The sequence below is a fragment of the Pseudonocardia spirodelae genome (assembly GCF_037727765.1).
In the GTDB taxonomy this organism is placed as follows: Bacteria; Actinomycetota; Actinomycetes; order Mycobacteriales; family Pseudonocardiaceae; genus Pseudonocardia; species Pseudonocardia spirodelae.
The window spans coordinates 74,255-97,124 of the sequence record NZ_JBBJUP010000005.1; the positions used below are offsets into that span (position 1 = coordinate 74,255).

Here is a 22,870-nt window from a genome sequence, read left to right on the forward strand (position 1 = left end):
TTCACACCCAGTAGGCGACGCGGGAGCGGTAGTTGCGCAGGCAGACCAGCGCTGCGGTCCACCCGACGACGGTGATGACGCCCGTGACCAGCCAGTACCGGCCGACGATCTCCTGGCCGAGCAGGGGCTGGCGGACGATCTCCACGAAGTGGAACACCGGGTTCAGCTCGACCAGCTGGGCGCGCTCGCGCGCGGCCGGGTTGTCGCTGAGGATGTCGACCGACCAGACGATCGGGGTCAGGTAGAAGACCAGCTGGGTGACGCTGGCGATGATCGGCGGGATGTCGCGGAACCGGGTGGCGAGGATGCCGGCCAGGATCGCGACCCAGGCGCCGTTGACGGCGAGCAGCGCGAACGCCGGGACCGCCAGCAGCGACGAGAAGCCCAGCGGGTGCGGGAACACGACCATCAGCACGACCCAGACGACCAGGTTGTGCAGGAAGAACAGCGTCTGGCGCCAGACGAGCCGGTAGATGTGCAGGCTCAGCGGGGCCGGGAGGAACTTGATCAGCCCCTCGTTGGCGATGAAGACCTCGCTGCCCTCGAGGATGCAGCCGGACACGAAGTTCCAGATCAGCAGCCCGACGGCCACGTGCGGCAGGAACGTCGCCAGCGAGATCTGGAACAGCGCCGAGTACAGGATCCCCAGGCCGAGCGCGATGACGCCCATGCTGATCGAGATCCACAGCGGGCCGAGGACGGAGCGCCGGTAGCGCTGCTTGATGTCCTGCCAGCCGAGGTAGCCCCAGAGCGGCCGCTGCCGCCAGCCCTGCGCGAGATCGGCGAACGCGCGGCGCCAGCTGCGTGGGCTCGACACCTCGGACGGGTCGACGACGTCACCCGGCTCGTTGTCGGTCACGGTCACGGCCACCCGGTGAGGGTACTCAGACGCCGTCCGCGGTCCCGGCAGGGGAGGCCCCGGCCGGGACGGCGCGAAACCGCAGGTCGTCGGCGTCTGTCAGAGGTACTGCCCGGTGCCGCGGCCCATCCCCTCGGGGACACCGCCCTGCTCGGCACCGCCGCCGATGCCCGGCGGCAGCCCGCGGCGCATCTGCTCCAGCTGGGCGCGGGCCGCCATCTGCTGGGCGAACAGCGCCGTCTGGATGCCGTGGAACAGGCCCTCCAGCCAGCCCACCAGCTGGGCCTGCGCGATCCGCAGCTCGCCCTCCGAGGGCGTCGTCCCCTCCTGGAAGGGCAGGCTGAGGCGGTGCAGCTCCTCGCGCAGCTCCGGCGCGAGCCCTTCCTCGAGCTCCTTCACGGAGTTCTCGTGGATCTCCTTGAGCCGCTCGCGCGAGGCCTCGTCCAGCGGGGCCGCCTTCACCTCCTCCAGCAGCTGCTTGATCATCGTGCCGATCCGCATGACCTTCGCGGGCTGCTCGACCATGCTCGCCGGGCTCTGGGCGTCCTCGTCGTCGTCCTGCGGGATCCTCGCCATGCCCACGGGACGGCCGTCGGCGCCGACCACCACGACCCGGTCCTCGGGCGTCTCCTGCTCGTCGCTCATGCGCGTCATTCTGGACCCGCGGGCTCAGGAGTTCACGAGGAGGAGCTTGCCGGTGACGCCGCCGGCGTCGAGCCTGCGGTGTGCGTCGGCCGCGTCGGACATCGCGAATCGCTCGAAGACGACCGGCTTCACCCGGCCTTCGGCGAACAGCGGCCACACGTTGTCCCGGACCCCGGTCACGATCTCGGCCTTGGAGTGCGGGCCGTCGACCGGGCGGCCGCGCAGGCCCATCGCCGAGACGTGCCCGCGCTTGGCGAGCAGGGCGCCGATGTTGAGCTCGGCCTTCACCCCGCCCTGCATGCCGATGATCATCAGGCGGCCGTCGCGGGCGAGCGCGGACAGGTTGCCCGCCAGGCCCTTGGCGCCCATGTTGTCGAGGATGACGTCGGCGCCGTGCCCGTCGGTGGCCTTCTTCAGCTCCTCGGCGATGTCGTCGTGGTAGTCGATGACGATGTCCGCGCCCAGGTCGCGGCAGAACTGCAGCCGGTCGGCGTGCCCCGCGGTGGCCGCCACCCGGGCGCCGAACGCCTTCGCGACCTGGATCGCGTGCGTGCCGATGCCCGACGAGCCGCCCTGGACCAGGAACGTCTCGCCCTCGGCGAGGCGGCCCTCCAGGAAGACGTTCGACCAGACGGTGCACGCGACCTCGGGCAGACCGCCGGCCTCCTCCAGGGAGACGCCGCCGGGGACCGGGAGCAGCTGCGGCGCGGGGACCGCGACCTTCGTCGCGTAGCCGCCGCCGGCGAGCAGCGCGCACACCTCGTCGCCCACCGACCAGCCGGTGACGCCCTCGCCGAGCTCGGCGACCCGGCCCGCGCACTCCAGTCCCAGGATCTCCGACGCGCCCGGCGGGACCGGGTAGTTGCCCTGGACCTGGAGCAGGTCGGCCCGGTTGACGGCCGAGGAGACGACGTCGAGCACGACCTCGCCCGGCCCGGCCACCGGGTCCGGCACCTCCGTCCAGGACATCTGCTCGGGTCCGCCGTACTCCGCCACCGTGATCGCCCACATGGGCGCCGACGGTATTCCCTGGCGCCCCCGACGGCGATCGGAGCACGATCTGCGGCCATGGACGTGCTCCCCGCGCCGATCGACCCGGTGCCCGACCCGTGGCCGATGGCCGGTCTGGTCCTGCGCACCCCGCGCCTGGAGCTGCGCATCGAGGACGACGCGTCGCTGCGCGAGCTGGTCACGGCCGTGCACGTGTCGGGGATCCACCCGGCCTCGGAGATGCCGTTCCGGATGCCGTGGACCGAGGCGGACCCGCGCTACCTGGGTCGCGGGATGCTGCAGTACGCCTGGTCGAACCGGGTGCGTGCGTCACCGGAGTGGTGGACGCTGGCGTTCGTCGTCCGTGCCGGGGGACGCGTGATCGGCCTGCAGGACGTGGTGGGCGACCGGTTCGGCGTGCGCCGCGAGGTCGCGACGGGCTCCTACCTGGTGCGCCACGCGCAGGGTCGCGGCCACGGCACCGAGATGCGGGCCGCGGTGCTGGCGTTCGCCTTCGACCACCTCGGTGCGCACTCCGCCCGGTCGGAGTACACGGCGGGCAACGGCGCCTCCGCGGCGGTCTCGGCGCGGCTGGGCTACCGGCCGGACGGGACGACCACCCTCGTGCAGCGGGGCGCCCGCGTGACCGAGCAGCGGCTGCTGCTGGAGCGCGACGGGTTCGTGCGCCCGGACTGGATGACGGCGGTCGAGGGGTACACGCCTGGTCTCGCGGAGTTCCTGGGGACGGACCGTCCCCGCGCGGACTAGCCCAGGTCGCGCGCGGCGAAGGTGTCGCAGGCGTTCGGGTCGCCGCTGCGCAGCCCGGTGGTGAACCACTTCTCCCGCTGGGCCGAGCTGCCGTGCGAGAACTGCGACTCGTCGACCTGCCCGCCGCCGAGGTTGGTCTGGATGTAGTCGTCGCCGATGCGCGCGGCCGTGTCGAGCGCGGCGTCGATGTCGGACTGCGTCAGCTCGGTGATCAGCGGCCGCCCGGAGTCGCCGGGGACGGTCGTCGCGTGGTCGGCCCAGACGCCGGCGTAGCAGTCGGCCTGCAGCTCCAGGCGGACCGAGCCCGAGGTGGGGCCGGTGTCGTTGCCGGCGCGGCGGTTGGTGCCGAGCAGGTTCTGGATGTGGTGGCCGTACTCGTGGGCCATCACGTACGCCTGCGAGAACGGGCCGCCCTGCGCGCCGAAGCGGGTCTGCAGCTCGCGGAAGAAGCTCAGGTCGATGTAGATCTCGGAGTCGGCCGGGCAGTAGAAGGGGCCGCTGTCGGAGGTCGCCGAGCCGCAGCCGCCGGTGCTCACCCCGCCGGAGAAGAAGTTCGTCCGCGGCCGCTCGAAACCCGAGGAGAACTGTCCCGCCCAGTAGTCGTCGAGGGAGTTGACGACGGCGACGACCCGGCAGTCCGTCGAGTTGTTGGCCGACTCCCCGGTCGCGCAGTTCTGGGCCAGCGACGAGTTGTCCGCCGTCTGGCCCGACCCCACCTGGTCGAGCCCGGGGTACCCGCCACCGGCGCCCATGCCGGAGACGTCGACGCCCGCGAAGTTCGACAGCAGCAGGTAGAGGATCACGCCGACGAGCCCCAGCCCGCCGCCCGCGCCCGCCACCCGGCCGCCGATCCCGCCGCCCCGGCCGCCGCCGGAGCCGCGCAGGTCGTCCACACCGGACGTGTCCAGCCGGGCGTTCTCGTCGAACCGCACGCCGACCTCCTCGAGATGAGCTCCGGCGCATCCCACCACACCCCGGCGCGTCGCACCCGCACCGACCGCACGCTCACCCGTCGGGGCGGGCCCGCCGGCGCGCGGGCGGGGCGCCGTGCGCGGTGCGGAACCGGCGGGCGAAGTAGCCGGGGTCGGGGTAGCCGACCCGTGCGCCGACCTCGGCGACGGGCAGGTCGGTCGACACGAGCAGCCGGCGGGCCTCGCGCATCCGCCGCTCGGTGATCCACTGCTGCACGGTGCGCCCGGTGCCGCGCCGGACGACCGTCGTGAGGTGGCCGGGGGTGAGCCCGACCGCGGCCGCGACGTCGCGCAGCGACAGCGGCCCCGCGAACCGCTCCTCGACGACGGCGAAGACCGCCGCGAGCAGCGGGTCGCCGGACTCGGCCGGGACGTCGTCGACGAGCCGTCCCAGCGCCACGAGCAGCAGGGTGAGGTGGGCGCGGGCGGCCTCGGCGTGGCCGTCGCGCCGGTGGGTCAGCTCGTCGTGCAGCGCGCCCAGCCGCTCCCGCCAGGCGGCGCGGTCGGCGGGCGGCACGGCGAGCCGCTGCCCGCCGCCCCGGTGCCGGCCGAGGAACGGCGCGAGCAGCGGGTGGCCCCGCCAGGACGACGGCGCCACCGCCTCGGCGGGGAAGGTGACCGACCACAGCTCACCGGGCGCGGACGCGGACTCCCCGGCGTGGTCGACCACCGCACCGGGCGCGACGACGAACACGTCGCCCTCGCCGAGCCGCCAGGTGCGCCCGTCGACCCGCTGCACGCACCCGCCGCGCACCACGTGGACCAGCACCAGGAAGTCGTGGGTGTGCGGGCCGTGCACGCGGGGCAGCTCCACCGGCCCGGTCAGGTGCCGCACGGCGATCGGCACCGGAGTGTGCTCGAAGCCGACCCGCGGCACGCCCGAGTTTCGTCCCACCACGGCCACGGATCGTTCCTTGTCCGCAGCTCGGGCGCCGGTCAGGGTGGGGAGCGAACACGAACTGCGTCCGAGGAGCACCGATGACCACCCAGGCCCACACCCCCGCGACGGTCCGGACGCGGCTGCTGCCGGGGTACGACACCGTCGCCCGGCTGGGCGGGGCCGTGCCGGTGTACTGGCGGCTGCTGACACAGGCCGGGATCGGGCCGCGGGACCGGGTGCTCGAGATCGGCTGCGGCACCGGCAACGTCGCGCTCCGCGCGGCGCAGGCCCTGCCCTCGGCGACCGTGACCGGCATCGACCCCGACCCGGAGGCGGTCGCGACCGCCCGCCGGAAGGCGGCGGCGGCCGGGCTCGCCCCGCGCCTCGAGGTGGGGGTCGCCGAACGGCTCCCCCTCGACGACGGCAGCGTCGACCGGGTCCTGTCGTCGCTGATGCTGCACCACGTCGCACCGCAGGCGCAGGTGGCGGCGCTGCGCGAGGCCCGCCGCGTGCTCGCCCCGGGTGGCAGCCTGCACCTGGTGGACCTGGACCACGACCCGCGCACGAGCGGTCGTACGGGGCCCCTGCACCGGGCGCTGTCGGCGCTCGCCCGCCTCGACGGGGCCCTGCGGTCCCGCGGAACCGGGCGGCCCGGCCACGGACCGGGCCACGGACACGCCCCGGGGCACGGCCACGGCCACGGCCACGGCCACGGCCACGGACACGGACACGGCGCGCGGCCGGTGCCGGAGCTGCTCGCGGAGGCCGGGTTCACCGAGGTCGAGGTGGTCGGGCACGGTGCGACGCGGATGGGTGCCGTCACCTACCACCGCGCGGCGGGGTGAGTGGCCGAGCACCGTTACCCTGCCCAGCGGAAGCGTGGCAGAGCGGCCGAATGCACCCGCCTTGAAAGCGGGCGTCCGAAAGGACCGGGGGTTCGAATCCCCCCGCTTCCGCCACGCCGGTCCTGCCGCTCTACGCCCCCGTGTCCGACGGCGGCCCCGCGGCCGGCCGGTAGGTCGCCAGCACCACGCCGGCCGGGGTGACCTCCGTGTCGACGAGCGTCAGGTCCGCCGGTGCCGCCGTCCCGGCGAACAGCTGCCGCCCGGTCCCCAGGACGACCGGGTGGATCATCAGGAACAGCTCGTCGACCAGCCCGTGGGGCAGCAGCGACCGGACGAGCTCGGCACTGCCCATCACGACGAGCGTCCCGCCGGGCCGGCGGCGCAGCTCCGCGACCGCGGCGGGGACGTCGTCGCCGAGCCGGACGGTGTTCGGCCAGGTCAGGTCGGACTCGGGGGCCGAGGTCGCGACGTACTTCACCGGTCCGTTCAGCCCGTCCCGGAACGGGCCGCCGGTCGCGTTCCAGTGGGACAGCATTCCGTCGTAGCTGCGCCGCCCGAACAGCCAGGCGAACTCGCCGCCCATCCGCGCACCCATCGCGGCGCCGAGGCGCTCGTCGCTGCGCGCCGTGGCCCAGCCGCCGTGGGCGAAGCCGTCGCGCGTGTCCTCGTCGGCCCGGCCCGGTCCCTGCACGACCCCGTCGAGCGTCAGGTGCTCGACCACCAGTACCCGCATGGCACTCCTCCCGGTCGCCGGTGACGACCGGGACCGGGAGCGGAACTCATCGCGCGCGGCGCGCGGCGTTGTCGTGCCTGCGGACGGCGAAGTCGTGCGCGACGTCGAGCAGCTCCGACACGAGCGGCCACGTCGTGTCCGGCTCGACGACCGCGACCCAGTGGTACGACGCGTAGACCGGGTGCGGGATCAGCACGTCGCGGGTGGCCGGGTCGGTCCCGGGGTCGGCGGGGAACAGCGCGCGGTAGCGGCGGGTCGGCAGGCCGATGTTGACCCGGTAGGCCCCGGGGCGGTCGAGGGCGGAGGCCGTGTCGTTCACGTCCGAGCGCACGACCGTCGCCCAGCCCTGCCGTGGGCGTCGCTCGTAGTCGTGGTCCGGGTCGTGGATCGCGAACGCGTCCCCGTTGCCCTCGACGATCCGGGTGCCGGGGTACCCGGCGAGTACGGCGATGACCTGCTCGGCGTCCATGGCGCCAGGCGAGCACTCTTCCATGATCATTCGTCCGGTGGGGGTGACGAGCATCACTCCGATTCGGCGACCTCGGCGAGCCGGTCCAGTGAGGCGCGCAGGCTGCCCGACGTCGTCGCGCGGGCGCGCTTCTGGCGGAACGCGTCGTCGGGGTCGAGGCCGGTCCAGTCGTAGGTGCCGGTGACCCGGGTGCGGCCGCCGTCGACGGGCTCCAGCTCCCAGCGCCACAGGTGCCCCGGCGGGGTGCCGCCGGGCTCCGACGGCAGCCACGCGATCCGGCGCCCCTCCTGGAACTCGACGATCCGGTTCTCCCGGACGCCGCCGTGGGTGAGGGTCGTCGTGAAGACGTCGCCGACGGCGCGCACCCGGCCGGGAACGGCCTCGGCGAGGTTGTCGTTGCCGTCCCACTCCGGCTGGCGGACCGGGTCGGCGACGAGCTCGAAGACGCGGTCGGGCGGGGCGGCGATCTCGCGGGCGGCGGTCACGACGGTGGGCGGGGACTCGGTCACCTCCGCAGTGAAGCACCGGCCGGCGGGTCGCGGGAACCGTCGGACCCCGCTGCCACGATCGCGTCATGACCGACCGCGCCGTACCCCCGATGCAGGCCGACGTGCTCACCACGCTGGGCGCCTGGCTGGACTTCTACCGCGCCACCCTGCTCGGCAGGTGCGAGGGGCTCGGCGAGGAGGAGCTGAGGACGGCGTCGGTGCCGCCGTCGTCGCTGACGCTGCTGGGCCTGCTGCAGCACCTGGCCGCCGTCGAACGGCACTGGTTCCGGCAGGTGCTGGCCGGGGAGGAGGTCGGGCCGCTGTACCCGCGCGATCCCGGGACCGGCCACGACGGCGGTCTGGACCTCGGCCCGGCCGGGTCCGTCCCGGCCCGCGCGACCTGGGAGGACGAGGTGGCCCGGTCCCGGGCGGCGGTGGCCGCGGCCGGGCCCGGCGGGACCGGCCTGCTCGACGGGCACCCGGTCTCGGTGCACTGGGTCCTGACCCACGTGATCGCGGAGTACGCCCGGCACGCCGGGCACGCCGACCTGCTCCGGGAGCGGATCGACGGGCGGACCGGCGTCTGACCGGGGGCGTTCCGCGGAACGCGGCTCAGCCGCCGCCGGGGTAGGTGCCGAAGGTCCAGAGGCCGCCCTCGGGGTCGGCGACCGTGCAGGCGCGGGCCGGGCCGCCCGCGGCGAACGACGTCCCGTGCGGTGCCTGCACGACCGTCCCGCCCGCGGCGGGCGTGCGGCGGTGCACCGCGTCGACGTCGTCGGCGGGACAGGCCACGTAGACGGCGCCGCTGCGCAGGCCGGCGTGCACGCCGTCGTCGTGCGCGGTGCCGCCGACCAGCACGGTCCCGCCGCCGGGGCGGGTCAGCTCGGCGTGCACGACGGCACCGCCGTCGCCGCGGACGACGACCTCGGCGGTGAACCCGCCGGCCTCGACGAGGAACCGCACGGCCGCGTCGGGGTCGTCGTAGTGCAGGACCGGCCACACCGTGGAGCGCACGGCCCGGACGGTAGCCCGCTCAGCCGAAGCCGCGGAAGATCCGGTCGGGCTGCAGCTCCGCGTGGTCGGCGTGCGCCGCGAACGCCGTCGCGGAACCGGGCAGGGCGGGGATCTCGGCCGCGGCGATGCGGAACGTGCGGCCGGGCTCGTCGCGCAGGTCGGCCGCGACCACCGGGAAACCGTGGTCGGCCAGCGCGCGCTCGTCCACCACGAACAGGAGCGGGTGGTGCCGGGCCAGCCCGTCGTCCAGCGCGGTCGCGACGACGCGCTCGACCGGCCAGCCGCCGAACAGGTCCTCGACGACGACGTCGATCCCCGCGCGCACCCGGGCGCCGTCCCGGTTCATCGGGGCGATGACCCCGAGCAGCTCGTTCCACGGTCCCTCGCCGGAGTCGGTGCAGGTCCGCACCAGCGGCGGGAGGAACGTCACGGGGAACTCCACCCCGTCATCCTCGCGTGCGGCTCCGGGCATGTGAGCAGCGCACCCGGCGGAGCTCACCCCGCGCGCCGGGCGGCGCGCACCAGCCGTCGCGCCTCCTCGATCTCCGGCGGCGCGGGCACGTCGGGCAGCACCCCGCCGGCCGCGCGCAGCCCGCGCAGGGTGAGCGTCGCCGACCAGTCGGTGGTGGGCAGCCCGGGCAGGCCGTAGAGCCGACGGGCCCAGCGGGGCAGCGTGGTCAGGGCGAGCGTCGACAGGCCGGAGATCCCCAGCCGGACCCCGAGCGGTGCCGCGCCGTGCGGCGCGAACAGGTTCCCGGCGGCGCGGCGGGCCTCGTCGGTGAGCCGCATCCGGGGCCGGACGCGCGCCATGTACGCGGCCATCTCGGCCACCGACGCCGGCACGGCCGCCGGGTCCAGCCCGACCACCTCGGCCGCCCGCACGCTCTCGGCGACGTAGGCGTCGGCCTCGGCCGCGTCGAGCAGGCCGGACCGCCGGGCGACGTCCAGGTAGGACTCGATCTCGGCCGCGTGCACCCAGAGCAGCCCCTCGGGGGCGTCGATGCGGTAGGTCTCGCCGCTGTCCGGGTCGTGCCCGCGCAGGCCGGCGTGCAGGCGCCGGACCCGCGCTCCCGCCCGGTCGACGTCGGGCAGCGGGCCGAAGGTGCGGGTGCCGACGAACTCGACGGTGCGCTGGAAGCGCGCGTAGGACTTCTTCGGGTCGAACAGCGCCGAGTTCTGGTACGTCCCGCGCATGACCCGCGGGTCCAGCGACTGCAGCAGCAGCGCGCGCATCCCGGCGACCCACATGACGGGTTCGAGGTGCACCCGCCAGGTCACCGAGTGCGGCCCGAACAGCCCGTGATCCGCCATGCGCTCCAGGACACCCCGTCCGGGCGCGGGCCGCACGTCGATCACCGGAACCCGGGGGCGCCTCCGGGAGAACCCCGAGGGCAACCCGCACGATCCGGGCATCCTGGAGGCATGCTCCGCCTCGTCCTGAACGTGATCTGGCTGGTCCTGTCCGGCTTCTGGCTCTTCCTCGGCTACATGGTCGCCGGCGTCGTGGCCTGCCTGCTGGTCGTGACCATCCCGTTCGGGATCGCCGCGTTCCGGATCGGGCTGTACGCGCTGTGGCCGTTCGGCCGCGAGGTCGTGCGCCGCCCCACGGCGGGGGCGGCGTCGACCATCGGCAACGTCCTGTGGATCGTGCTGTTCGGCTGGTGGCTGGTCATCGGCCACATCGGCACCGCGATCGCGCTGGCGGTCACGATCGTCGGGCTGCCGCTGGCCTGGGCGAACCTGAAGCTGATCCCGGTCTCGCTGGTGCCGCTGGGCTCGCAGATCGTGGACTCCGGCCGGTACGTGCCGGCCGGTCGTCTCATGTGACGCGGGCGGCCGCCTCCACCGACTTGTCGGCCGTGCGCGGGGCGCGCGGCACGAACACCAGCGCCACGAGCGACACCACGCAGCACCCGACGATGTACCAGCTGATCCCGGTGCTCGACCCGGTGCTCTGCAGGATCGCGGCCGCGATCAGCGGGGCGGGCCCGCCGGCCAGCACGGAGGCGAACTGGTAGCCGATCCCCGCGCCGGTGTAGCGGATGTTTGTCCCGAAGCTCTCCGCGATCAGCGCGGCCTGCGGGCCGTACTGCATGTCGTGGAAGACCAGCGACAACACGATCGCGAGCACCACGAACCCGCCGACCCCGGTGTCGAGCAGCCCGAAGTAGGGGAACGCGAACAGGCCGGTGCACACGATGCCGATGCCGTACATCAGCCGCCGCCCGATGACGTCGGACAGGTGCCCGAACAGCGGCACGCTGACGAGCCCGACCGCCGACGCGACCAGCGTCGCGTTCAGCAGCTGGCCGCGCGGCAGGTCCAGCTGCTTCGTGCCGTAGGTGAGCACGAACGTGATGAACAGGTAGAACGGCGCCTGCTCGGAGATCCGGACGAACGCCGAGGTCAGGATCTCGCGCCACTGCCCGCGCAGCGCCAGCGTGAACGGGTTGCGCACGACCTCCCGCTTCTCCCGGACGGCGGCGAACTCGGGGCTCTCCAGCACCCGCAGCCGGACGTAGAGCCCGACGGCGACGAGCACCAGGCTCACCAGGAACGGGATCCGCCAGCCCCACTCCAGGAACGCCGGCCCGGTCGCCGCCGACGTCACCTGCACCACGGCGGTGGACAGCAGCAGACCGAGCGGCACGCCCATCTGCGGCCAGGACGCGTAGAACCCGCGCCGGCGCACCGAGCCCCACTCCATCGCCAGCAGCACCGAGCCGCCCCACTCGCCGCCGACCGCGATGCCCTGGGCGATCCGCAGCACGGTGAGCAGCAGCGGCGCGGCGACGCCGATGGCGGCGTAGCCCGGCAGCAGGCCGATCAGCGCGGTCCCGATGCCCATCAGCAGCAGCGTGACGATCAGCGACGACTTGCGGCCGAGCCGGTCGCCGTAGTGCCCGAAGACGGCGGCGCCGATCGGGCGGGCGGCGAAGCCGACGAACTGCGAGCCGAAGGCCAGCAGGATGCCGGCGAACTCGTCCTCGCCGGGGAAGAACAGCTGCGGGAACACCAGCGCCGCGGCCGTGCCGTAGAGGAAGAAGTCGTACCACTCGATGGTCGTCCCGACGGTCGACGCGAACACCGCGCGCCGCCGTTGCGACCGTTCGAGATCCGTTGCCTGCGCCATCCGTGTGCCCCCGGTCCCCGGCCCCGTTGCCGACGGCGAGCACTGTCACCCGGAAGTGTTGCGCGAGTCAACGTTTCGACGGGCAACGAACGGGTCTCAGTCCGCGTCGGTCAGGAACGCCACCCCCGCCCGGGCGAGCAGGCCGGGGTCGTGCACCCCGCAGAGCTCGCGCGCGGAGTGCATCGACAGCACCGGGATGCCGACGTCGACGGTCCGGATCCCGAGCCGGGTCGCCATGATCGGCCCGACCGTCGAGCCGCACGGCACGGTGTTCTTCGAGACGAACACCTGGTTCGGCACGTCCGCGGTGCGGCAGGCCCGCTTCCACGCGGCGGCCCCGGGCGCGTCGGTGGCGTAGCGCTGCACCGCGTTGACCTTCAGCGACGGCCCCTGGTTGGGCACCGACAGGTGGTCCGGGTCGTGCTTGTCGAGGTGGTTCGGGTGCGCCGCGTGGGTCACGTCCACCGACAGGCAGCGCGAGCGGGCGAACACCGCGTGCCGCGCGTCGAACCCGCCGGCGAGGCGGGTCAGCACCGTCTCCAGCAGCGGGCCCGCGGCACCGGTCGCGCTGGCCGACCCGATCTCCTCGTGGTCGAAGCCGACGAACACCGGGACCGTGTCCGGCGCCCGCTCCACCGCCGCGAGCAGCGCGCTCACCCCCGCGTGCACCGAGGCCAGGTTGTCCAGGCGCGGCGCGGCGAGCAGCTCGTCGTCGCGGCCGAGCGTGGCCGGCGGGGTGAGGTCGTAGGTGAACAGGTCGTGCGCCGCGACGTCCTGCGGGTCCTCCCCGGCCCGCACCGCGAGGAACTCGACGAGGTCCCCGCCGTCCGGGTCGCCCAGCCCCCACACCGGCAGCAGGTGGCGCTGCGGGTCGAGGGTCAGCCCCTGGTTCACCCCGCGGTCGAGGTGGATCGCGAGCTGCGGGATCCGCAGCAGCGGCCGGTCCACCCGGACCGGGACGACGCGGCCGTCGTAGAGCGCCAGCCGCCCGGCCAGGCCCAGGTCGCGGTCGAGCCAGGAGTTCCACAGCGCGCCGCCGTAGACCTCGACGCCGACCTGGCGCCAGCCGGCCGCTCCCACGTCGGGATTCGGCTTGACCTTGAAGCCGGGGGAGTCGGTGTGTGCCGCGAAGATCCGCAGCGGCGCGCCGGCCCCGGACCCCGGCTCCCACCAGGCCAGGACCGTGCCGTCGCGCACCAGCCAGCGCCCGCCGGGCCCGTCCGCCCACGGCTCGTCCTCGCGCTGCTCGGTGAACCCGGCGGCCGCCAACCGGCGGACGGCCTCGGCCACCGCGTGGTACGGCGACGGGCTCGCGGTCAGGAACGAGGCGAGATCACGTGCAGCGTCGGTCACGTGGGGCATCCTGGCACCGATGACCGACAGCTTCGACGTGGTGGTGGTGGGCGCGGGGTCCGCCGGCTGCACCCTGGCGGGCAGGCTCGCCGCGCGCGGGGTGCGGACGGCGCTGGTCGAGGCCGGGGAGGTGGTCGTACCGCCGGACTCCACCCCGATCGCCTCGCTCGCCGCGACCGCGCCCGGGCACGTGCTCAACTGGGCCTACCGGGCGACGCTCTGCCAGGGACGCGAGTGCACCGTCCCCCGTGGACGGGTGCTGGGCGGCTCCGGCGCCATCAACGGCGGCTACTTCGTCCGCGCGGTGCCCGCCGACTTCGCCGACTGGGCCGTCCCCGGCTGGTCCTACGACGACGTCCTGCCCCACTACCGGCGCCTCGAGCGCGACCTCGACTTCTGCACGTCCGACCGGCACGGCGACGCCGGACCGCTGCTGATCTCCCGGCCCGCGGGGCGGCTGCGCGCCGCGGTGACCGACCCGTTCCTCGCCGCCTGCGTCGCGCTCGGCCACCGCGAGGAGCCGGACAAGAACGCCGGCGGCCCGCCCGGTGCCGGACCGATCCCGACCAACGCCGTCGACGGCCGCCGGGTCAGCGCGGCCACCGCGTACCTGCCCCCGCCCTGGGGGAACGCGGAGTGGCAGGACTCGCTGACCGTGTTCGGCGGGACGCCGGTCGAGCACCTGGTCCTCGACGGCGACCGGGTCACCGGGGTCCGGGCCGGCGGGCGCGTCCTGCACGCGGGCGAGGTCGTCGTGACCTCCGGTGCGGTCGGCAGCCCGGCGCTGCTGCAGCGCTCGGGGATCGGGCCGGAGGACACGCTGCGGGCCGCGGGCGTCGCCGTCCGGCACGAGCTGCCCGGGGTCGGGCGCGGCTGGTCGGACCACCCGTCGGTGTTCCTGCCGCTGCGCAGCGGGCTGCCCGACCCGCCCGCCGACGCCGTCGCCGCGCAGGCCGCGCTGAACCTCGACTCGGGCAGCGACCCGGCCGGGGACCTGGAGATCCTGCTGTTCGCGCACCCGTTCGCCCCCGGCGGGCCCGCGCACCTGATGTGCGCGGTGCAGCACCCGGACAGCCTCGGGATGCTCGCGATCACCTCGCCCGACCACGACGACCCGCCCCGGCTCGACTTCCGCTACCTGCGCACGGTCTCCGACCGGCACCGGATGCGGGCGGCCGTGCGGACCGGGGCGGAGATCCTGCGGGCCGCCGGGTGGGACCGCGCCGGCCCCGACGACGGCGGCCCCGCCGGCTGGGAGCTGGGCAACGACGCCCGGCTCGACGGCTGGATCCTCGACCACCTGACGACCTCGGTGCACCTGTCGGGCAGCGCCGCGATGGGGACCGGGCCGGACGCCGTCGTCGGGCCGGACCTGCGGGTGCACGGCCTGGCGGGCCTGCGGGTGGCCGACACCTCCGTGCTGCCCCGCGCGCCGCGGCGCGGTCCGGCCGCGACCGCGATCATGATCGGGGAACGCGCCGCCGACCTGGTGTGCGGCGCCGAACCGGGAGGTACCGATGCGTGACGAGGTCACCGTCCACATGCGCGCGCCCGCGCAGCGGATCTGGGAGCTGGTCTCCGACGTCCGCAACACCGGGCGGTTCTCGCCCGAGACCGTCGACGCGCAGTGGTGCGACGGCGCGACCGGCCCCGCCGTCGGCGTCCGGTTCCGCGGGAAGGTCGTGCGCAACGGCCGCGGCCCGACCTACTGGTCGCAGTGCCGGATCACCGCCTGCGAGCCGGGGGCCGAGTTCGGCTTCGTCGTGCTGCTGCCGGGCGGGCGTCCGGTCAACCACTGGCACTACCGGTTCGTCCCGGCCGGGGACGGCACCGACGTCACCGAGTCGTTCCGGATGGAGGCCTCGCTCGGCACCCGGATCTACTGGGCACTGGCCGGGTGGGCCCGCGGGCGCACCAACCGCGAAGGGATGCGGAGGACCCTGGAGCGGATCCGCGAGGTCGTGGAGGATCCCGGGGCATGATCCGAGCCGCCCGCGTCACCGACGTCGCCGCCCTGCGCGCGATCGAGCGTGCCGCGGGCGAGCCGTTCCGGGCGATCGGGCTCGACGTCGTCGCCGACGACGAACCGCCGCCCGCCGCCCTGCTGGCCGCGTACGTGGCGGCCGGCCGGGCCTGGGTCGACGAGCGCGGCGGCCGCCCCGTCGGGTACCTCATCGCCGAGGTCGTCGACGGCTGCGCGCACGTCGAGCAGGTGTCGGTGCTGCCCTCGGAGCGCGGGCGGCGGATCGGGGAGGGGCTCGTCGAGCACCTCGCCGGCTGGGCCCGCGACCGCGGTCTGCCCGCCCTGACCCTGACCACCTACCGGGACGTGCCGTGGAACGGCCCGCACTGGGTACGGCTGGGGTTCCGGGAGCTGGTCGTGCTCGGCCCGGGGCTGCGGGCGATCCGCGAGCAGGAGGCCGCCCGTGGGCTCGACGTGTGGCCGCGCCTGGCGATGCGCCGCGAGCTGGCCGGTTCCTGACGGTCCCCGGCCGTAGGGTCGCGACCATGAGCAACCCGTTCCTGGCCCTCAGCGCGCTGCCGTGGGGCCTGCCCGACACGACCGCGATCACCGACGAGCACTACCTGCCCGCGTTCGAGGCCGGGACGGCCGAGCAGCGCGCCGAGGTGGCCGCGATCGTCGACGGCGGGGAGCCGACCTTCGAGAACACGGTCGTCGCCCTGGAGCGGTCCGGGGCGACCCTGGACCGGGTCGCCCGGCTGTTCTTCACCCGGGTCTCGGCCGACTCCTCGCCCGCCGTGCGCGAGATCGAGGCCCGCGTCGCGCCGCTGCTCGCCGCGCACGCCGACGCGATCGCCCTGGACCCGGGCCTGTTCGCCCGGGTCGACGCGCTGCACTCCCGGCGCCACGACCTGGGGCTCGACGCCGAGTCGCTGCGCCTGCTGGAGCGCCGCCACCGCGACATGGTGCGCGCCGGGGCCCGGCTCGGCGGGGCCGAGCAGGCCCGGCTGCGCGAGCTGAACGGTGAGCTGTCCGCGCTCACGACCGCGTTCGGCGCGGCGCTGCTGGCCGGGGCGAACGCCGCGGCCGTGCACGTCACCGACCGGTCGCGGCTCGGCGGCCTGTCCGACGACGCGGTCGCCGCCGCGGCGGCCGCCGCCACCGAACGCGGCCACGACGGCGGCTGGCTGGTCACGCTGGTCCTGCCGACCGCCCAGCCGGTGCTGGCCGTGCTCACCGACCGCTCGCTGCGCGAGGAGATCTTCCGGGCCTCGACGACCCGCGGCCAGGACGGCCCGCACGACACCCGGGCCACCGTCCTCGCGATCGTCCGGCTGCGCGCGGAGCGGGCCCGGCTGCTCGGCTACCCCGACCACGCCTCCTACGTCATCGACGACGCGACCGCGGGCTCGGCGGCGGCCGCCGTGCAGATGCTGGAGTCCCTGGTCCCGGCCGCGGTGGCGAACGCCGACCGGGAGGCCGCCGAGCTGGGGTCCGGGCTGGAGCCCTGGGACTGGGCCTTCGAGGCCGAGCGGGTCCGCCGCGAGCGCTACGCCGTCGACGACGCCGCGCTGCGCCCGTACCTGGAGCTGGACCGGGTGATCACCGACGGCGTGTTCCGTGCCGCGTCCGGGCTCTACGGGATCACCTTCACCGAGCGCACCGACCTGCCCGCCTACCACCCCGACGTCCGCTGGTGGGAGGTCCGCGACGCCGACGGCGCCGAGCTCGGCCTGTTCGGCGCGGACCTGTGGGCCCGCCCGTCCAAGCGCGGCGGGGCGTGGATGAACTCCCTGGTCGACCAGTCGTCGCTGCTGGGGACGAAGCCGGTCGTGCTGAACACGCTCAACCTGAACAGGCCGCCGGCCGGGGAGCCGGCGCTGCTGACCCTCGACGAGGTCCGGACCCTGTTCCACGAGTTCGGCCACGCGCTGCACGGGCTGTTCTCCGCCGTGGCCTACCCGACGTTCTCCGGGACCTCGGTGCCGCGCGACTTCGTCGAGTTCCCGAGCCAGGTGAACGAGATGTGGCTGGAGGACCCGGGGATCCTGGCGTCCTTCGCCCGCCACCACGTCACCGGCGAGCCGCTGCCCGCCGACCTGCTGGCCGCGTCGCAGGCGGCGCGCGGGTACGGTGAGGGCTTCGCGACCACGGAGTACCTGGCCGCCTCGCTGCTGGACCAGGCCTGGCACCGCCTCTCGCCGGAGGAGGCCGCCGGGGTCACCGACGTCGTCGCGTTCGAGCAGCAGGCCCTGGAGGCGGCCGGCGTCGCGCACCCGCTGGTCCCGCCGCGCTACCGCACGACCTACTTCAACCACGTGTTCGGCAGCGGGTACGCGGCCGCGTACTACTCCTACATCTGGGCCGAGGTGCTCGACGCGGACACCGTCGCCTGGTTCGGCGAGCACGGCGGGCTGCGCCGGGAGAACGGCGACCGCTTCCGGCGCGAGGTGCTCTCCCGCGGCGGTGCGGTCGACGCGATGGAGGCCTACCGCTCCTTCCGGGGGCGCGACCCGGAGATCGCGCCGCTGCTGGAGCGCCGCGGCCTGACGGTCTGAGGCACCGCGACCGCCCGCCGTCCGGTGGGGAGCGCCGGGCGGCGGGCGGTCGGGTGCGGTGGCGCTACTTGTACTGGCGCATCCAGGCGACCCGCATCTCCGACGGCTCCGGCGAGCCGCCGTCGGGGAAGTAGTCGAGCTGGATGGTGGCGTGCATGGGACCCGGGGGCAGGGTCTGCGGGTCGGTCGACCGGAACCACTCGACGCCGTCGATGTAGCCGACGATCGCGTCCGGGGTCCACTCCACGGCGTAGTTGTGCCACTGGGTGATGTCGATCTGCTTCTTCGCGTCCTTCTGCGAGTTCGAGCTGCCGTAGTGCAGGAAGAAGGACACGTCGTCCGCGGCGCTGTTGGTCTCGGCGAAGTCGATCTCGCCGCCCTCGGGCCAGGACACCTCGCTGGGCCACAGCAGCAGTACCGGGTGGTACTGCTTGTCGCCCTTGGGGAACTGCGCGCGCATCTCCCACTTGCCGTACTTCTGCGGGGTGCCCCAGGCCATGCCGCCGGTGTTGCCCTGCGAGTCGCCGCGGATGACGAGGTTGCCGTTCTCCACCGTGATCGCGTCCGGGGTGCGGCGGCCCTGGCCGTCGTGGCCCGGCCCGTCGTAGGCCGACCAGCCGCCGCCGAGGGCGGAGCCGAGGAACTCGTCGCCGCCGATGGCCTGCCAGCCCATCTTCAGCGCGGCCTGGACGCCCTCGCCGGCGACCTGCACGGCGCCCGCGACCGGTCCGGCGGACCCGGCGTCGGAGGAACCGGCCGAGCCCGCGGTGCGGGCCCGCTCCGCGGCCGCGCGACGGCGCTCCTCGGCGCGGCGCTCGGCGGCCTCCTGTGCGGCGAGCGCCTGCCCGATCTGGCCCGAGGCGCCCTGCGCGGCGTCGCCGAGGGCCGAGCCGCCCCCGTTCGCGAGCACCGGGCCCGCGGTCAGCGCGGTGTCCGAGGACGACCGGCGCGACGAGTCGTTCACCAGCGCGGCGGACAGCGACGGGTCCTCGGTGCCGGGCTGCAGCAGCGTCAGCACCATCGCCGCGGCCATCACGGCGGCCGCGCCGATCCCGAGCGGGGCGAAGCGGCGGACCCGCGAGCGCGGCGCGGCGCCTCGGTCGACCACGACGACCGACCCGGTGCCGGAGAGCTCCGTGTCCTTCTCGTGCAGGCCCGCGATCGCACCGCCGGTGATCTCGGTGCGCGGGGCGGGCACTGCGGCCGTGCCGCCGGTGCCGGTGGCGGGGGCCGCCTCCGCGCCGCCGAAGAGCTCCACACCGGACAGCGGGAGGCCGGATCCGCCGTGGCGCGGCGCCCACGGGCTCGGGTCGGCCGCGGCCGTGCGGTCACCGGCGGCGGGGGAGCCGGCCACGACGCCACCGGTGGGGGAGCCCGCCGCAGCGGCACCGGTGGTCGTCGTGGTCGTCGGGGGTGGCGCCGTGCGCCGGTGGGAGCCGGTGCCTCCGGTGGTGTCGGCCGGGATCTCCCCGGCGGCCTCGTGGGCGCGGTGCCGCCCGGAGGCGGTCACCCGGCCCTCCAGCAGGGTGGCTGCGGGCACGGCGGACCGGGCCGCGTCGTCCGCGGGGGCGGACGGCACGGCGTGCCTGCCCCGGGGAGACGGCACAGAGGGGGAGCTGTGCTCGGCGGCGAGTCGCGCGATCAGGTCGCGGGGGTCGACCTGATCAGCCGCAGCGGAACTCTTCCGTCGCATGAGGAGGGACTCTAGGTAGGGTGACCGAGTGTGAACACCCTCGCTGAGAAGGGTGGTTGCGCCTCCGCGCCGACAGGTCGTCGGGGAGCGCCGACGAGCATGATCCCGCCATTTCGGCAGTAATGCTGCGCCGAACGGAGCATCAAGGTTCTCAGCATCACTCGTTCGGAGTACATGCACGCACCGCGTCGCACCGTTAGCCGATTGTGACCGGCTGCCCGTCGCGCAACAGTGGTCGCGCTCCCCCGAGCTCCCCGCTCCCCGAACCCCCGCAGGACCTGTGAACGATCACGCTCCCCCCGTCGTCCCGTCCCTCCCCATCCCCGCGCCCCGGCGCGAGGTCCGCCCGCTCGGCGTCCTGCTGGCGCTGTCGCCGTCGCCGGGCACCGTCGCCCTCGGCCGCGGGCTGCGCCAGGACCTCGCCGTCGAGGGCGTGGACCTCGTCGTCGCCGCCGACGGCATCGAGCTGCTGGACACCCTGCGTGCCCGCGGCGCGGACCTGCTCGTCCTCGACATGGAGCTGCCCGGCCCCGAGCCGTCCGTGCTGCTCGGCGCCGTCCAGTCGGAGTCGCCGCACACGCCGGTGATCACCGTCGTGCCGCGCGAGCGGCGCGCCGGGGTCCTCGGCATGCTGCGCGGCGACCGCGACGACTTCCTCGTCCGCCCGTTCGTCCCCGACGAGCTCGCCGCCCGGATCCGGCTGCGGCTGCGTGCCGCCGCGGGCCTGCCCGCGCCGACCGTGCTCGGGCACGGCGGCCTGTCGGTCGACGTCGACGCCGGGCAGGTGCTGGTCGACGGCCGCCGGGTCGCGCTGTCGCCGACCGAGTACGCCCTGCTGCTGGCCCTGGCCGAGCACGCCGGCGAGCCGGTCGCGCTCGACGACCTCGCCCGCCGGGCCTGGTCGGAGCCGGTCTCGGCGAACCTCGTGCAGGTGTACGTGTCCTACCTGCGCCGCAAGATCGGGCCGGAGCGGATCCGGACGATCCGCGGGCACGGCTACCAGCTCGACGGCTGAGCGCTCACCCGAGCGGGAACGACGAGGCCGCGTCGAGCAGCAGGTCGTTCTCCTCCGGCGTGGACACGGTCACCCGCACCCCGTCGGAGGCGAACGGACGCACGATCACCTTCCGCTCGCCGCAGTGCGCCGCGAACTCGGCGGACCGCCCGCCGAGCGGCAGCCAGACGAAGTTGGCCTGGCTCCCGGGCACCGTGAGGCCGTGGCCGCGCAGCCCGGCGGCGACCCGGTCCCGCTCGGCGACCACGGCGGCGCAGCCGGCGAGGATCTCCTCGCGGTGCTCCAGCGCGGCGATCGCGCCCGCCTGGGCGACCGAGCTGACCCCGAACGGCGGCGCGACCTTGCGCAGCGCCGTCGCCACCTCCTCCGAGGCCAGCGCGTACCCGACCCGCAGCCCGGCCATCCGGTAGGCCTTGGAGAAGGTGCGCAGCACGACCAGGTTCGGGTGCGAGTCGAGCAGCGGCCGCCCGCTGACGGCGTCGGGGTCGGTGACGTACTCGGTGTAGGCCTCGTCGAGCACGACCAGCACGTCGGACGGCACGGCGCCCAGGAAGCGGACGAACTCGTCGCGGTGCACGGCCGGACCGGTCGGGTTGTTCGGGCTGCACACGAACACCACCCGGGTCCGCTCGGTGACCGCGGCGGCCATCGCGTCCAGGTCGTGGCGGAAGGCGTCGTCGAGCGGGACGGTCCGGATCTCCGCCCCGCCGATCTGCGTCACGATCGGGTACGCCTCGAACGACCGCCAGGCGAACAGCACCTCGTCGCCCGGGCCGAGGCAGGCGACCTGCACGAGCTGCTGGCACAGGGTGACCGACCCGCAGCCGACGGCGACCCGCCCGGGGGCCAGGTCGTGCAGCTCGGCTATCCGTGCGGTCAGCTCGACCACGCCCAGATCGGGGTACCGGTTCCCGCCCGCGGCGGCGCGGGCGATCGCCTCCAGCACCGCGGGGGCGGGCGGCTCGGCGACCTCGTTGCTGGCCAGCTTGATCGCCCCGGGGACCGTGCGGCCCGGCACGTACGCGGGCAGGGTGTCCAGATCGGGACGGATCAGCGTCATGACGGCAACGGTAGCTCCCGGGGGTCGAAACGCGGGGCCCTGCTCTGGTTGAGTGACGCCATGACGACGACCGCTGTCCGGACCGAGGGCGTCCTGCTGACCGACGGGGGCGAGCTGCGCCTCACCGTGGCCGACCCCGACGGTCCGGTCCGGGGCGGGGTCGTCGTGCTGCAGGAGGCCCGCGGGGTCACCGACTCGATCCGGCTGCTGGTCACGGGCCTGGCGGCCGACGGCTGGCTGGCCGTCGCCCCGCACCTCTACCGCGACGCACGCGACGGCGGCGACCTCGCGGGGGGCTCCGACGCCGAGGTCGCCGAGCACGTCGGCAGCCTCGACCCGCGCCAGGTGATGGACGACTGCGACACCGCGTTCGGCTGGTTGGGTGACAACGGCATCGAGGCCGACCGGATGGGCGTGCTCGGGTTCGACCTCGGCGGCACGGTCGCGCTGCACGTGGCGGCCAACCGCACGCTGGGTGCCGCCGTGACCGTGGCCGGTGGGGCCATCGAGACCTCGCCCTGGTCGAGCCTGCCCGCGCTGGTGCGGACCGCGCCCGAGCTGACCTGTCCCTGGCTGGGCATCTACTCCGAGGACGGCGACACCGCGGCCGTCGCCCGGCTGCGGGAGGCGGCCACCTCGTCGGGGGTGGCGACCGACGTCGTCGTCTACCCCAGCACCGGCTACCGCTTCGACGACGACCCGGACGCCGCGGCCGAGGCCTGGCAGCGGGTCCTCAACTGGTTCGACGCGCACCTGCGCTGACCGGGGCGGCGAAGGCTCCGGCCCGGGCCGCGGCCGCGGCCACGAGGGCCGCGCGACGCGCGTCCGCGACGCCGGGCTGCTCCCCCCGGGTGAGCAGCTGGTGGTACAGCGGGGCGGACACGGCGCGCACGACCGCGGCCGCGTCGGTGTCCGCGGGCAGGTCGCCGCGCGCGACCGCGTCGGTGACGCACGGCTCCCAGACGGCGGTGCGCGCGTCGTAGAAGCGGCGCAGCGCGCGTGCGGTCCCGGCGTCGTCGACGGCGGCGCAGATCAGCGCGGTGAGCAGCCGGCCCTGCCGCGGGTCGGTGAGGGTGGACCGGACGAGCCCGGCGTTGGCGAGCAGGTCGTCGTCGAGGTCGCCGGTGTCGGCGCGCGGCGCCGAGGTCTCGACCATGTCCGACACCAGGTCCTCGAGCACCGCGGCGACGGTGCCCCAGCGGCGGTAGACGGTCGTCTTCCCGACCCCGGCGCGGCGCGCCAGCCCGGCGAGGTCCAGGCCCGGCAGCCCGAGCTCGATCAGCGCGTCGCCCGCCGCGGCCAGTACGGCGGCCCGGACTCGCGCCGTCCGGCCGCCCGGCCTGCTCATCTCTGGTGCCACATCCCGACTCTAGCCCCCGTGACGGGACCGGGGTTCCGTTTGGCTGCCGTGAGGGATACCTTCTAACGGAACC

General features: G+C 75.1%; 26 protein-coding genes and 1 tRNA gene. 11 read left to right on the plus strand and 16 right to left on the minus strand.

The features are described 5' to 3' along the window. Window position 1 precedes the first annotated feature (1 nt). The 3 genes from wzm to WJX68_RS07495 all read right to left on the minus strand — a co-directional run bounded on the left by wzm (window position 2) and on the right by WJX68_RS07495 (window position 2,515). Window positions 2-871, minus strand: a complete 870-nt coding sequence (gene wzm / locus WJX68_RS07485; RefSeq protein ID WP_422785668.1) for a galactan export ABC transporter permease subunit Wzm/RfbD — start codon at window positions 869-871, stop codon at window positions 2-4. 87 nt (window positions 872-958) lie between these two features. Then, on the minus strand, window positions 959-1,513 hold the full coding sequence (locus WJX68_RS07490) for a bacterial proteasome activator family protein (protein WP_340287383.1): 555 nt from the start codon (window positions 1,511-1,513) through the stop codon (window positions 959-961). A 15-nt stretch (window positions 1,514-1,528) separates the two neighbouring features. After that, on the minus strand, window positions 1,529-2,515 hold the full coding sequence (locus WJX68_RS07495) for an NAD(P)H-quinone oxidoreductase (protein WP_340287385.1): 987 nt from the start codon (window positions 2,513-2,515) through the stop codon (window positions 1,529-1,531). A gap of 57 nt (window positions 2,516-2,572) precedes the next feature. Here WJX68_RS07495 and WJX68_RS07500 point away from each other — a divergent pair, with 57 nt between their 5' ends. Further along, window positions 2,573-3,262: a GNAT family N-acetyltransferase gene (locus WJX68_RS07500; protein WP_340287387.1), complete on the plus strand. Its 690-nt coding sequence runs from the start codon at window positions 2,573-2,575 to the stop codon at window positions 3,260-3,262. Here WJX68_RS07500 and ypfJ read toward each other — a convergent pair. Both ypfJ and WJX68_RS07510 read right to left on the minus strand, forming a co-directional pair. Next, the gene (ypfJ, locus tag WJX68_RS07505; protein ID WP_340287389.1) at window positions 3,259-4,194 is read right to left on the minus strand and encodes a KPN_02809 family neutral zinc metallopeptidase; all 936 of its coding nucleotides are present in this window, start codon (window positions 4,192-4,194) and stop codon (window positions 3,259-3,261) included. The genes WJX68_RS07500 and ypfJ overlap by 4 nt on opposite strands. Before the next feature lie 73 nt (window positions 4,195-4,267). Continuing rightward, on the minus strand, window positions 4,268-5,131 hold the full coding sequence (locus WJX68_RS07510; protein ID WP_340287391.1) for an AraC family transcriptional regulator: 864 nt from the start codon (window positions 5,129-5,131) through the stop codon (window positions 4,268-4,270). A gap of 80 nt (window positions 5,132-5,211) precedes the next feature. Between WJX68_RS07510 and WJX68_RS07515 the strand changes: the two genes are divergently transcribed. Further along, the gene (locus WJX68_RS07515) at window positions 5,212-5,958 is read left to right on the plus strand and encodes a class I SAM-dependent methyltransferase (protein WP_340287393.1); all 747 of its coding nucleotides are present in this window, start codon (window positions 5,212-5,214) and stop codon (window positions 5,956-5,958) included. Window positions 5,959-5,986: 28 nt separating this feature from the next. Further along, window positions 5,987-6,072: transfer RNA gene (locus tag WJX68_RS07520), tRNA-Ser, on the plus strand. A 16-nt stretch (window positions 6,073-6,088) separates the two neighbouring features. Here WJX68_RS07520 and WJX68_RS07525 read toward each other — a convergent pair. The 3 genes from WJX68_RS07525 to WJX68_RS07535 are packed head-to-tail and all read right to left on the minus strand — an operon-like array spanning window position 6,089 to window position 7,669. Next, a complete protein-coding gene (locus WJX68_RS07525) occupies window positions 6,089-6,691 on the minus strand; it encodes a dihydrofolate reductase family protein (RefSeq protein ID WP_340287394.1) in 603 nt (200 codons plus the stop codon). Window positions 6,692-6,737: 46 nt separating this feature from the next. After that, complete coding sequence (locus WJX68_RS07530; protein ID WP_340287396.1) at window positions 6,738-7,160, minus strand: DUF6194 family protein; 423 nt, start codon at window positions 7,158-7,160, stop codon at window positions 6,738-6,740. 53 nt (window positions 7,161-7,213) lie between these two features. Beyond that, entirely contained in the window at window positions 7,214-7,669 is a 456-nt protein-coding gene (locus WJX68_RS07535; protein ID WP_340287398.1) for an SRPBCC family protein, read from the minus strand. Between the two features lie 65 nt (window positions 7,670-7,734). On the opposite strand from WJX68_RS07535, the gene WJX68_RS07540 reads away from it, so the two are divergent. After that, window positions 7,735-8,235, plus strand: a complete 501-nt coding sequence (locus WJX68_RS07540; RefSeq protein WP_340287400.1) for a mycothiol transferase — start codon at window positions 7,735-7,737, stop codon at window positions 8,233-8,235. 25 nt (window positions 8,236-8,260) lie between these two features. Here WJX68_RS07540 and WJX68_RS07545 read toward each other — a convergent pair whose 3' ends face one another. Genes WJX68_RS07545 through WJX68_RS07555 form a run of 3 tightly spaced genes read right to left on the minus strand, consistent with a single transcriptional unit; the run spans window position 8,261 to window position 9,973 of the window. Then, complete coding sequence (locus WJX68_RS07545) at window positions 8,261-8,662, minus strand: VOC family protein (RefSeq protein ID WP_340287402.1); 402 nt, start codon at window positions 8,660-8,662, stop codon at window positions 8,261-8,263. A gap of 19 nt (window positions 8,663-8,681) precedes the next feature. Then, the gene (locus WJX68_RS07550) at window positions 8,682-9,104 is read right to left on the minus strand and encodes a DUF6924 domain-containing protein (protein WP_340287404.1); all 423 of its coding nucleotides are present in this window, start codon (window positions 9,102-9,104) and stop codon (window positions 8,682-8,684) included. 53 nt (window positions 9,105-9,157) lie between these two features. Beyond that, complete coding sequence (locus WJX68_RS07555; RefSeq protein WP_340287406.1) at window positions 9,158-9,973, minus strand: oxygenase MpaB family protein; 816 nt, start codon at window positions 9,971-9,973, stop codon at window positions 9,158-9,160. Window positions 9,974-10,084: 111 nt separating this feature from the next. Between WJX68_RS07555 and WJX68_RS07560 the strand changes: the two genes are divergently transcribed. Further along, window positions 10,085-10,489, plus strand: coding sequence for a YccF domain-containing protein (locus WJX68_RS07560; RefSeq protein ID WP_340287408.1), 405 nt, complete (start codon window positions 10,085-10,087; stop codon window positions 10,487-10,489). Here the strand turns inward: WJX68_RS07560 and WJX68_RS07565 are convergent. Beyond that, the gene (locus WJX68_RS07565; RefSeq protein WP_340287410.1) at window positions 10,482-11,795 is read right to left on the minus strand and encodes an MFS transporter; all 1,314 of its coding nucleotides are present in this window, start codon (window positions 11,793-11,795) and stop codon (window positions 10,482-10,484) included. The two genes, WJX68_RS07560 and WJX68_RS07565, sit on opposite strands and share 8 nt — an antisense overlap. A gap of 96 nt (window positions 11,796-11,891) precedes the next feature. Beyond that, a complete protein-coding gene (locus WJX68_RS07570; protein WP_340287412.1) occupies window positions 11,892-13,148 on the minus strand; it encodes a M18 family aminopeptidase in 1,257 nt (418 codons plus the stop codon). A gap of 19 nt (window positions 13,149-13,167) precedes the next feature. On the opposite strand from WJX68_RS07570, the gene WJX68_RS07575 reads away from it, so the two are divergent. The 4 genes from WJX68_RS07575 to WJX68_RS07590 are packed head-to-tail and all read left to right on the plus strand — an operon-like array spanning window position 13,168 to window position 17,669. Beyond that, complete coding sequence (locus WJX68_RS07575) at window positions 13,168-14,673, plus strand: GMC family oxidoreductase (RefSeq protein ID WP_340287414.1); 1,506 nt, start codon at window positions 13,168-13,170, stop codon at window positions 14,671-14,673. Next, complete coding sequence (locus tag WJX68_RS07580; protein WP_340287416.1) at window positions 14,666-15,130, plus strand: SRPBCC family protein; 465 nt, start codon at window positions 14,666-14,668, stop codon at window positions 15,128-15,130. The genes WJX68_RS07575 and WJX68_RS07580 overlap by 8 nt, the downstream gene beginning before the upstream one ends. Continuing rightward, window positions 15,127-15,630 (plus strand): GNAT family N-acetyltransferase, encoded by a 504-nt coding sequence (locus WJX68_RS07585; RefSeq protein WP_340287418.1) that lies wholly within the window; start codon window positions 15,127-15,129, stop codon window positions 15,628-15,630. Before WJX68_RS07580 ends, WJX68_RS07585 begins: the two co-directional genes overlap by 4 nt. 26 nt (window positions 15,631-15,656) lie before the next feature. Further along, the gene (locus tag WJX68_RS07590; RefSeq protein WP_340287420.1) at window positions 15,657-17,669 is read left to right on the plus strand and encodes a M3 family metallopeptidase; all 2,013 of its coding nucleotides are present in this window, start codon (window positions 15,657-15,659) and stop codon (window positions 17,667-17,669) included. A 64-nt stretch (window positions 17,670-17,733) separates the two neighbouring features. Here WJX68_RS07590 and WJX68_RS07595 read toward each other — a convergent pair whose 3' ends face one another. Continuing rightward, window positions 17,734-19,209, minus strand: a complete 1,476-nt coding sequence (locus WJX68_RS07595) for a glycoside hydrolase family 16 protein (protein WP_340287422.1) — start codon at window positions 19,207-19,209, stop codon at window positions 17,734-17,736. Window positions 19,210-19,642: 433 nt separating this feature from the next. Between WJX68_RS07595 and WJX68_RS07600 the strand changes: the two genes are divergently transcribed. Beyond that, on the plus strand, window positions 19,643-20,377 hold the full coding sequence (locus WJX68_RS07600) for a response regulator transcription factor (RefSeq protein ID WP_340287424.1): 735 nt from the start codon (window positions 19,643-19,645) through the stop codon (window positions 20,375-20,377). Between the two features lie 4 nt (window positions 20,378-20,381). Here WJX68_RS07600 and hisC read toward each other — a convergent pair whose 3' ends face one another. Then, window positions 20,382-21,437 (minus strand): histidinol-phosphate transaminase, encoded by a 1,056-nt coding sequence (gene hisC, locus WJX68_RS07605; protein WP_340287426.1) that lies wholly within the window; start codon window positions 21,435-21,437, stop codon window positions 20,382-20,384. Window positions 21,438-21,497: 60 nt separating this feature from the next. Here hisC and WJX68_RS07610 point away from each other — a divergent pair, with 60 nt between their 5' ends. Then, a complete protein-coding gene (locus WJX68_RS07610; RefSeq protein WP_340287428.1) occupies window positions 21,498-22,199 on the plus strand; it encodes a dienelactone hydrolase family protein in 702 nt (233 codons plus the stop codon). Here the strand turns inward: WJX68_RS07610 and WJX68_RS07615 are convergent. Then, complete coding sequence (locus WJX68_RS07615) at window positions 22,171-22,797, minus strand: TetR-like C-terminal domain-containing protein (protein WP_340287430.1); 627 nt, start codon at window positions 22,795-22,797, stop codon at window positions 22,171-22,173. The two genes, WJX68_RS07610 and WJX68_RS07615, sit on opposite strands and share 29 nt — an antisense overlap. Between the last annotated feature and the right edge of the window lie 73 nt (window positions 22,798-22,870).

Excerpts from the sequence above, each read along its gene's own strand:
- WJX68_RS07490 (WP_340287383.1), bottom strand. The coding sequence starts at position 1,513 with ATGACGCGCATGAGCGACGAGCAGGAGACGCCCGAGGACCGGGTCGTG.
- WJX68_RS07495 (WP_340287385.1), bottom strand. The coding sequence starts at position 2,515 with ATGTGGGCGATCACGGTGGCGGAGTACGGCGGACCCGAGCAGATGTCC.
- WJX68_RS07500 (WP_340287387.1), top strand. The coding sequence starts at position 2,573 with ATGGACGTGCTCCCCGCGCCGATCGACCCGGTGCCCGACCCGTGGCCG.
- WJX68_RS07515 (WP_340287393.1), top strand. The coding sequence starts at position 5,212 with ATGACCACCCAGGCCCACACCCCCGCGACGGTCCGGACGCGGCTGCTG.
- WJX68_RS07525 (WP_340287394.1), bottom strand. The coding sequence starts at position 6,691 with ATGCGGGTACTGGTGGTCGAGCACCTGACGCTCGACGGGGTCGTGCAG.
- WJX68_RS07530 (WP_340287396.1), bottom strand. The coding sequence starts at position 7,160 with ATGGACGCCGAGCAGGTCATCGCCGTACTCGCCGGGTACCCCGGCACC.
- WJX68_RS07540 (WP_340287400.1), top strand. The coding sequence starts at position 7,735 with ATGACCGACCGCGCCGTACCCCCGATGCAGGCCGACGTGCTCACCACG.
- WJX68_RS07555 (WP_340287406.1), bottom strand. The coding sequence starts at position 9,973 with ATGGCGGATCACGGGCTGTTCGGGCCGCACTCGGTGACCTGGCGGGTG.
- WJX68_RS07560 (WP_340287408.1), top strand. The coding sequence starts at position 10,085 with ATGCTCCGCCTCGTCCTGAACGTGATCTGGCTGGTCCTGTCCGGCTTC.
- WJX68_RS07565 (WP_340287410.1), bottom strand. The coding sequence starts at position 11,795 with ATGGCGCAGGCAACGGATCTCGAACGGTCGCAACGGCGGCGCGCGGTG.
- WJX68_RS07575 (WP_340287414.1), top strand. The coding sequence starts at position 13,168 with ATGACCGACAGCTTCGACGTGGTGGTGGTGGGCGCGGGGTCCGCCGGC.
- WJX68_RS07580 (WP_340287416.1), top strand. The coding sequence starts at position 14,666 with ATGCGTGACGAGGTCACCGTCCACATGCGCGCGCCCGCGCAGCGGATC.
- WJX68_RS07585 (WP_340287418.1), top strand. The coding sequence starts at position 15,127 with ATGATCCGAGCCGCCCGCGTCACCGACGTCGCCGCCCTGCGCGCGATC.
- WJX68_RS07590 (WP_340287420.1), top strand. The coding sequence starts at position 15,657 with ATGAGCAACCCGTTCCTGGCCCTCAGCGCGCTGCCGTGGGGCCTGCCC.
- hisC (WP_340287426.1), bottom strand. The coding sequence starts at position 21,437 with ATGACGCTGATCCGTCCCGATCTGGACACCCTGCCCGCGTACGTGCCG.
- WJX68_RS07610 (WP_340287428.1), top strand. The coding sequence starts at position 21,498 with ATGACGACGACCGCTGTCCGGACCGAGGGCGTCCTGCTGACCGACGGG.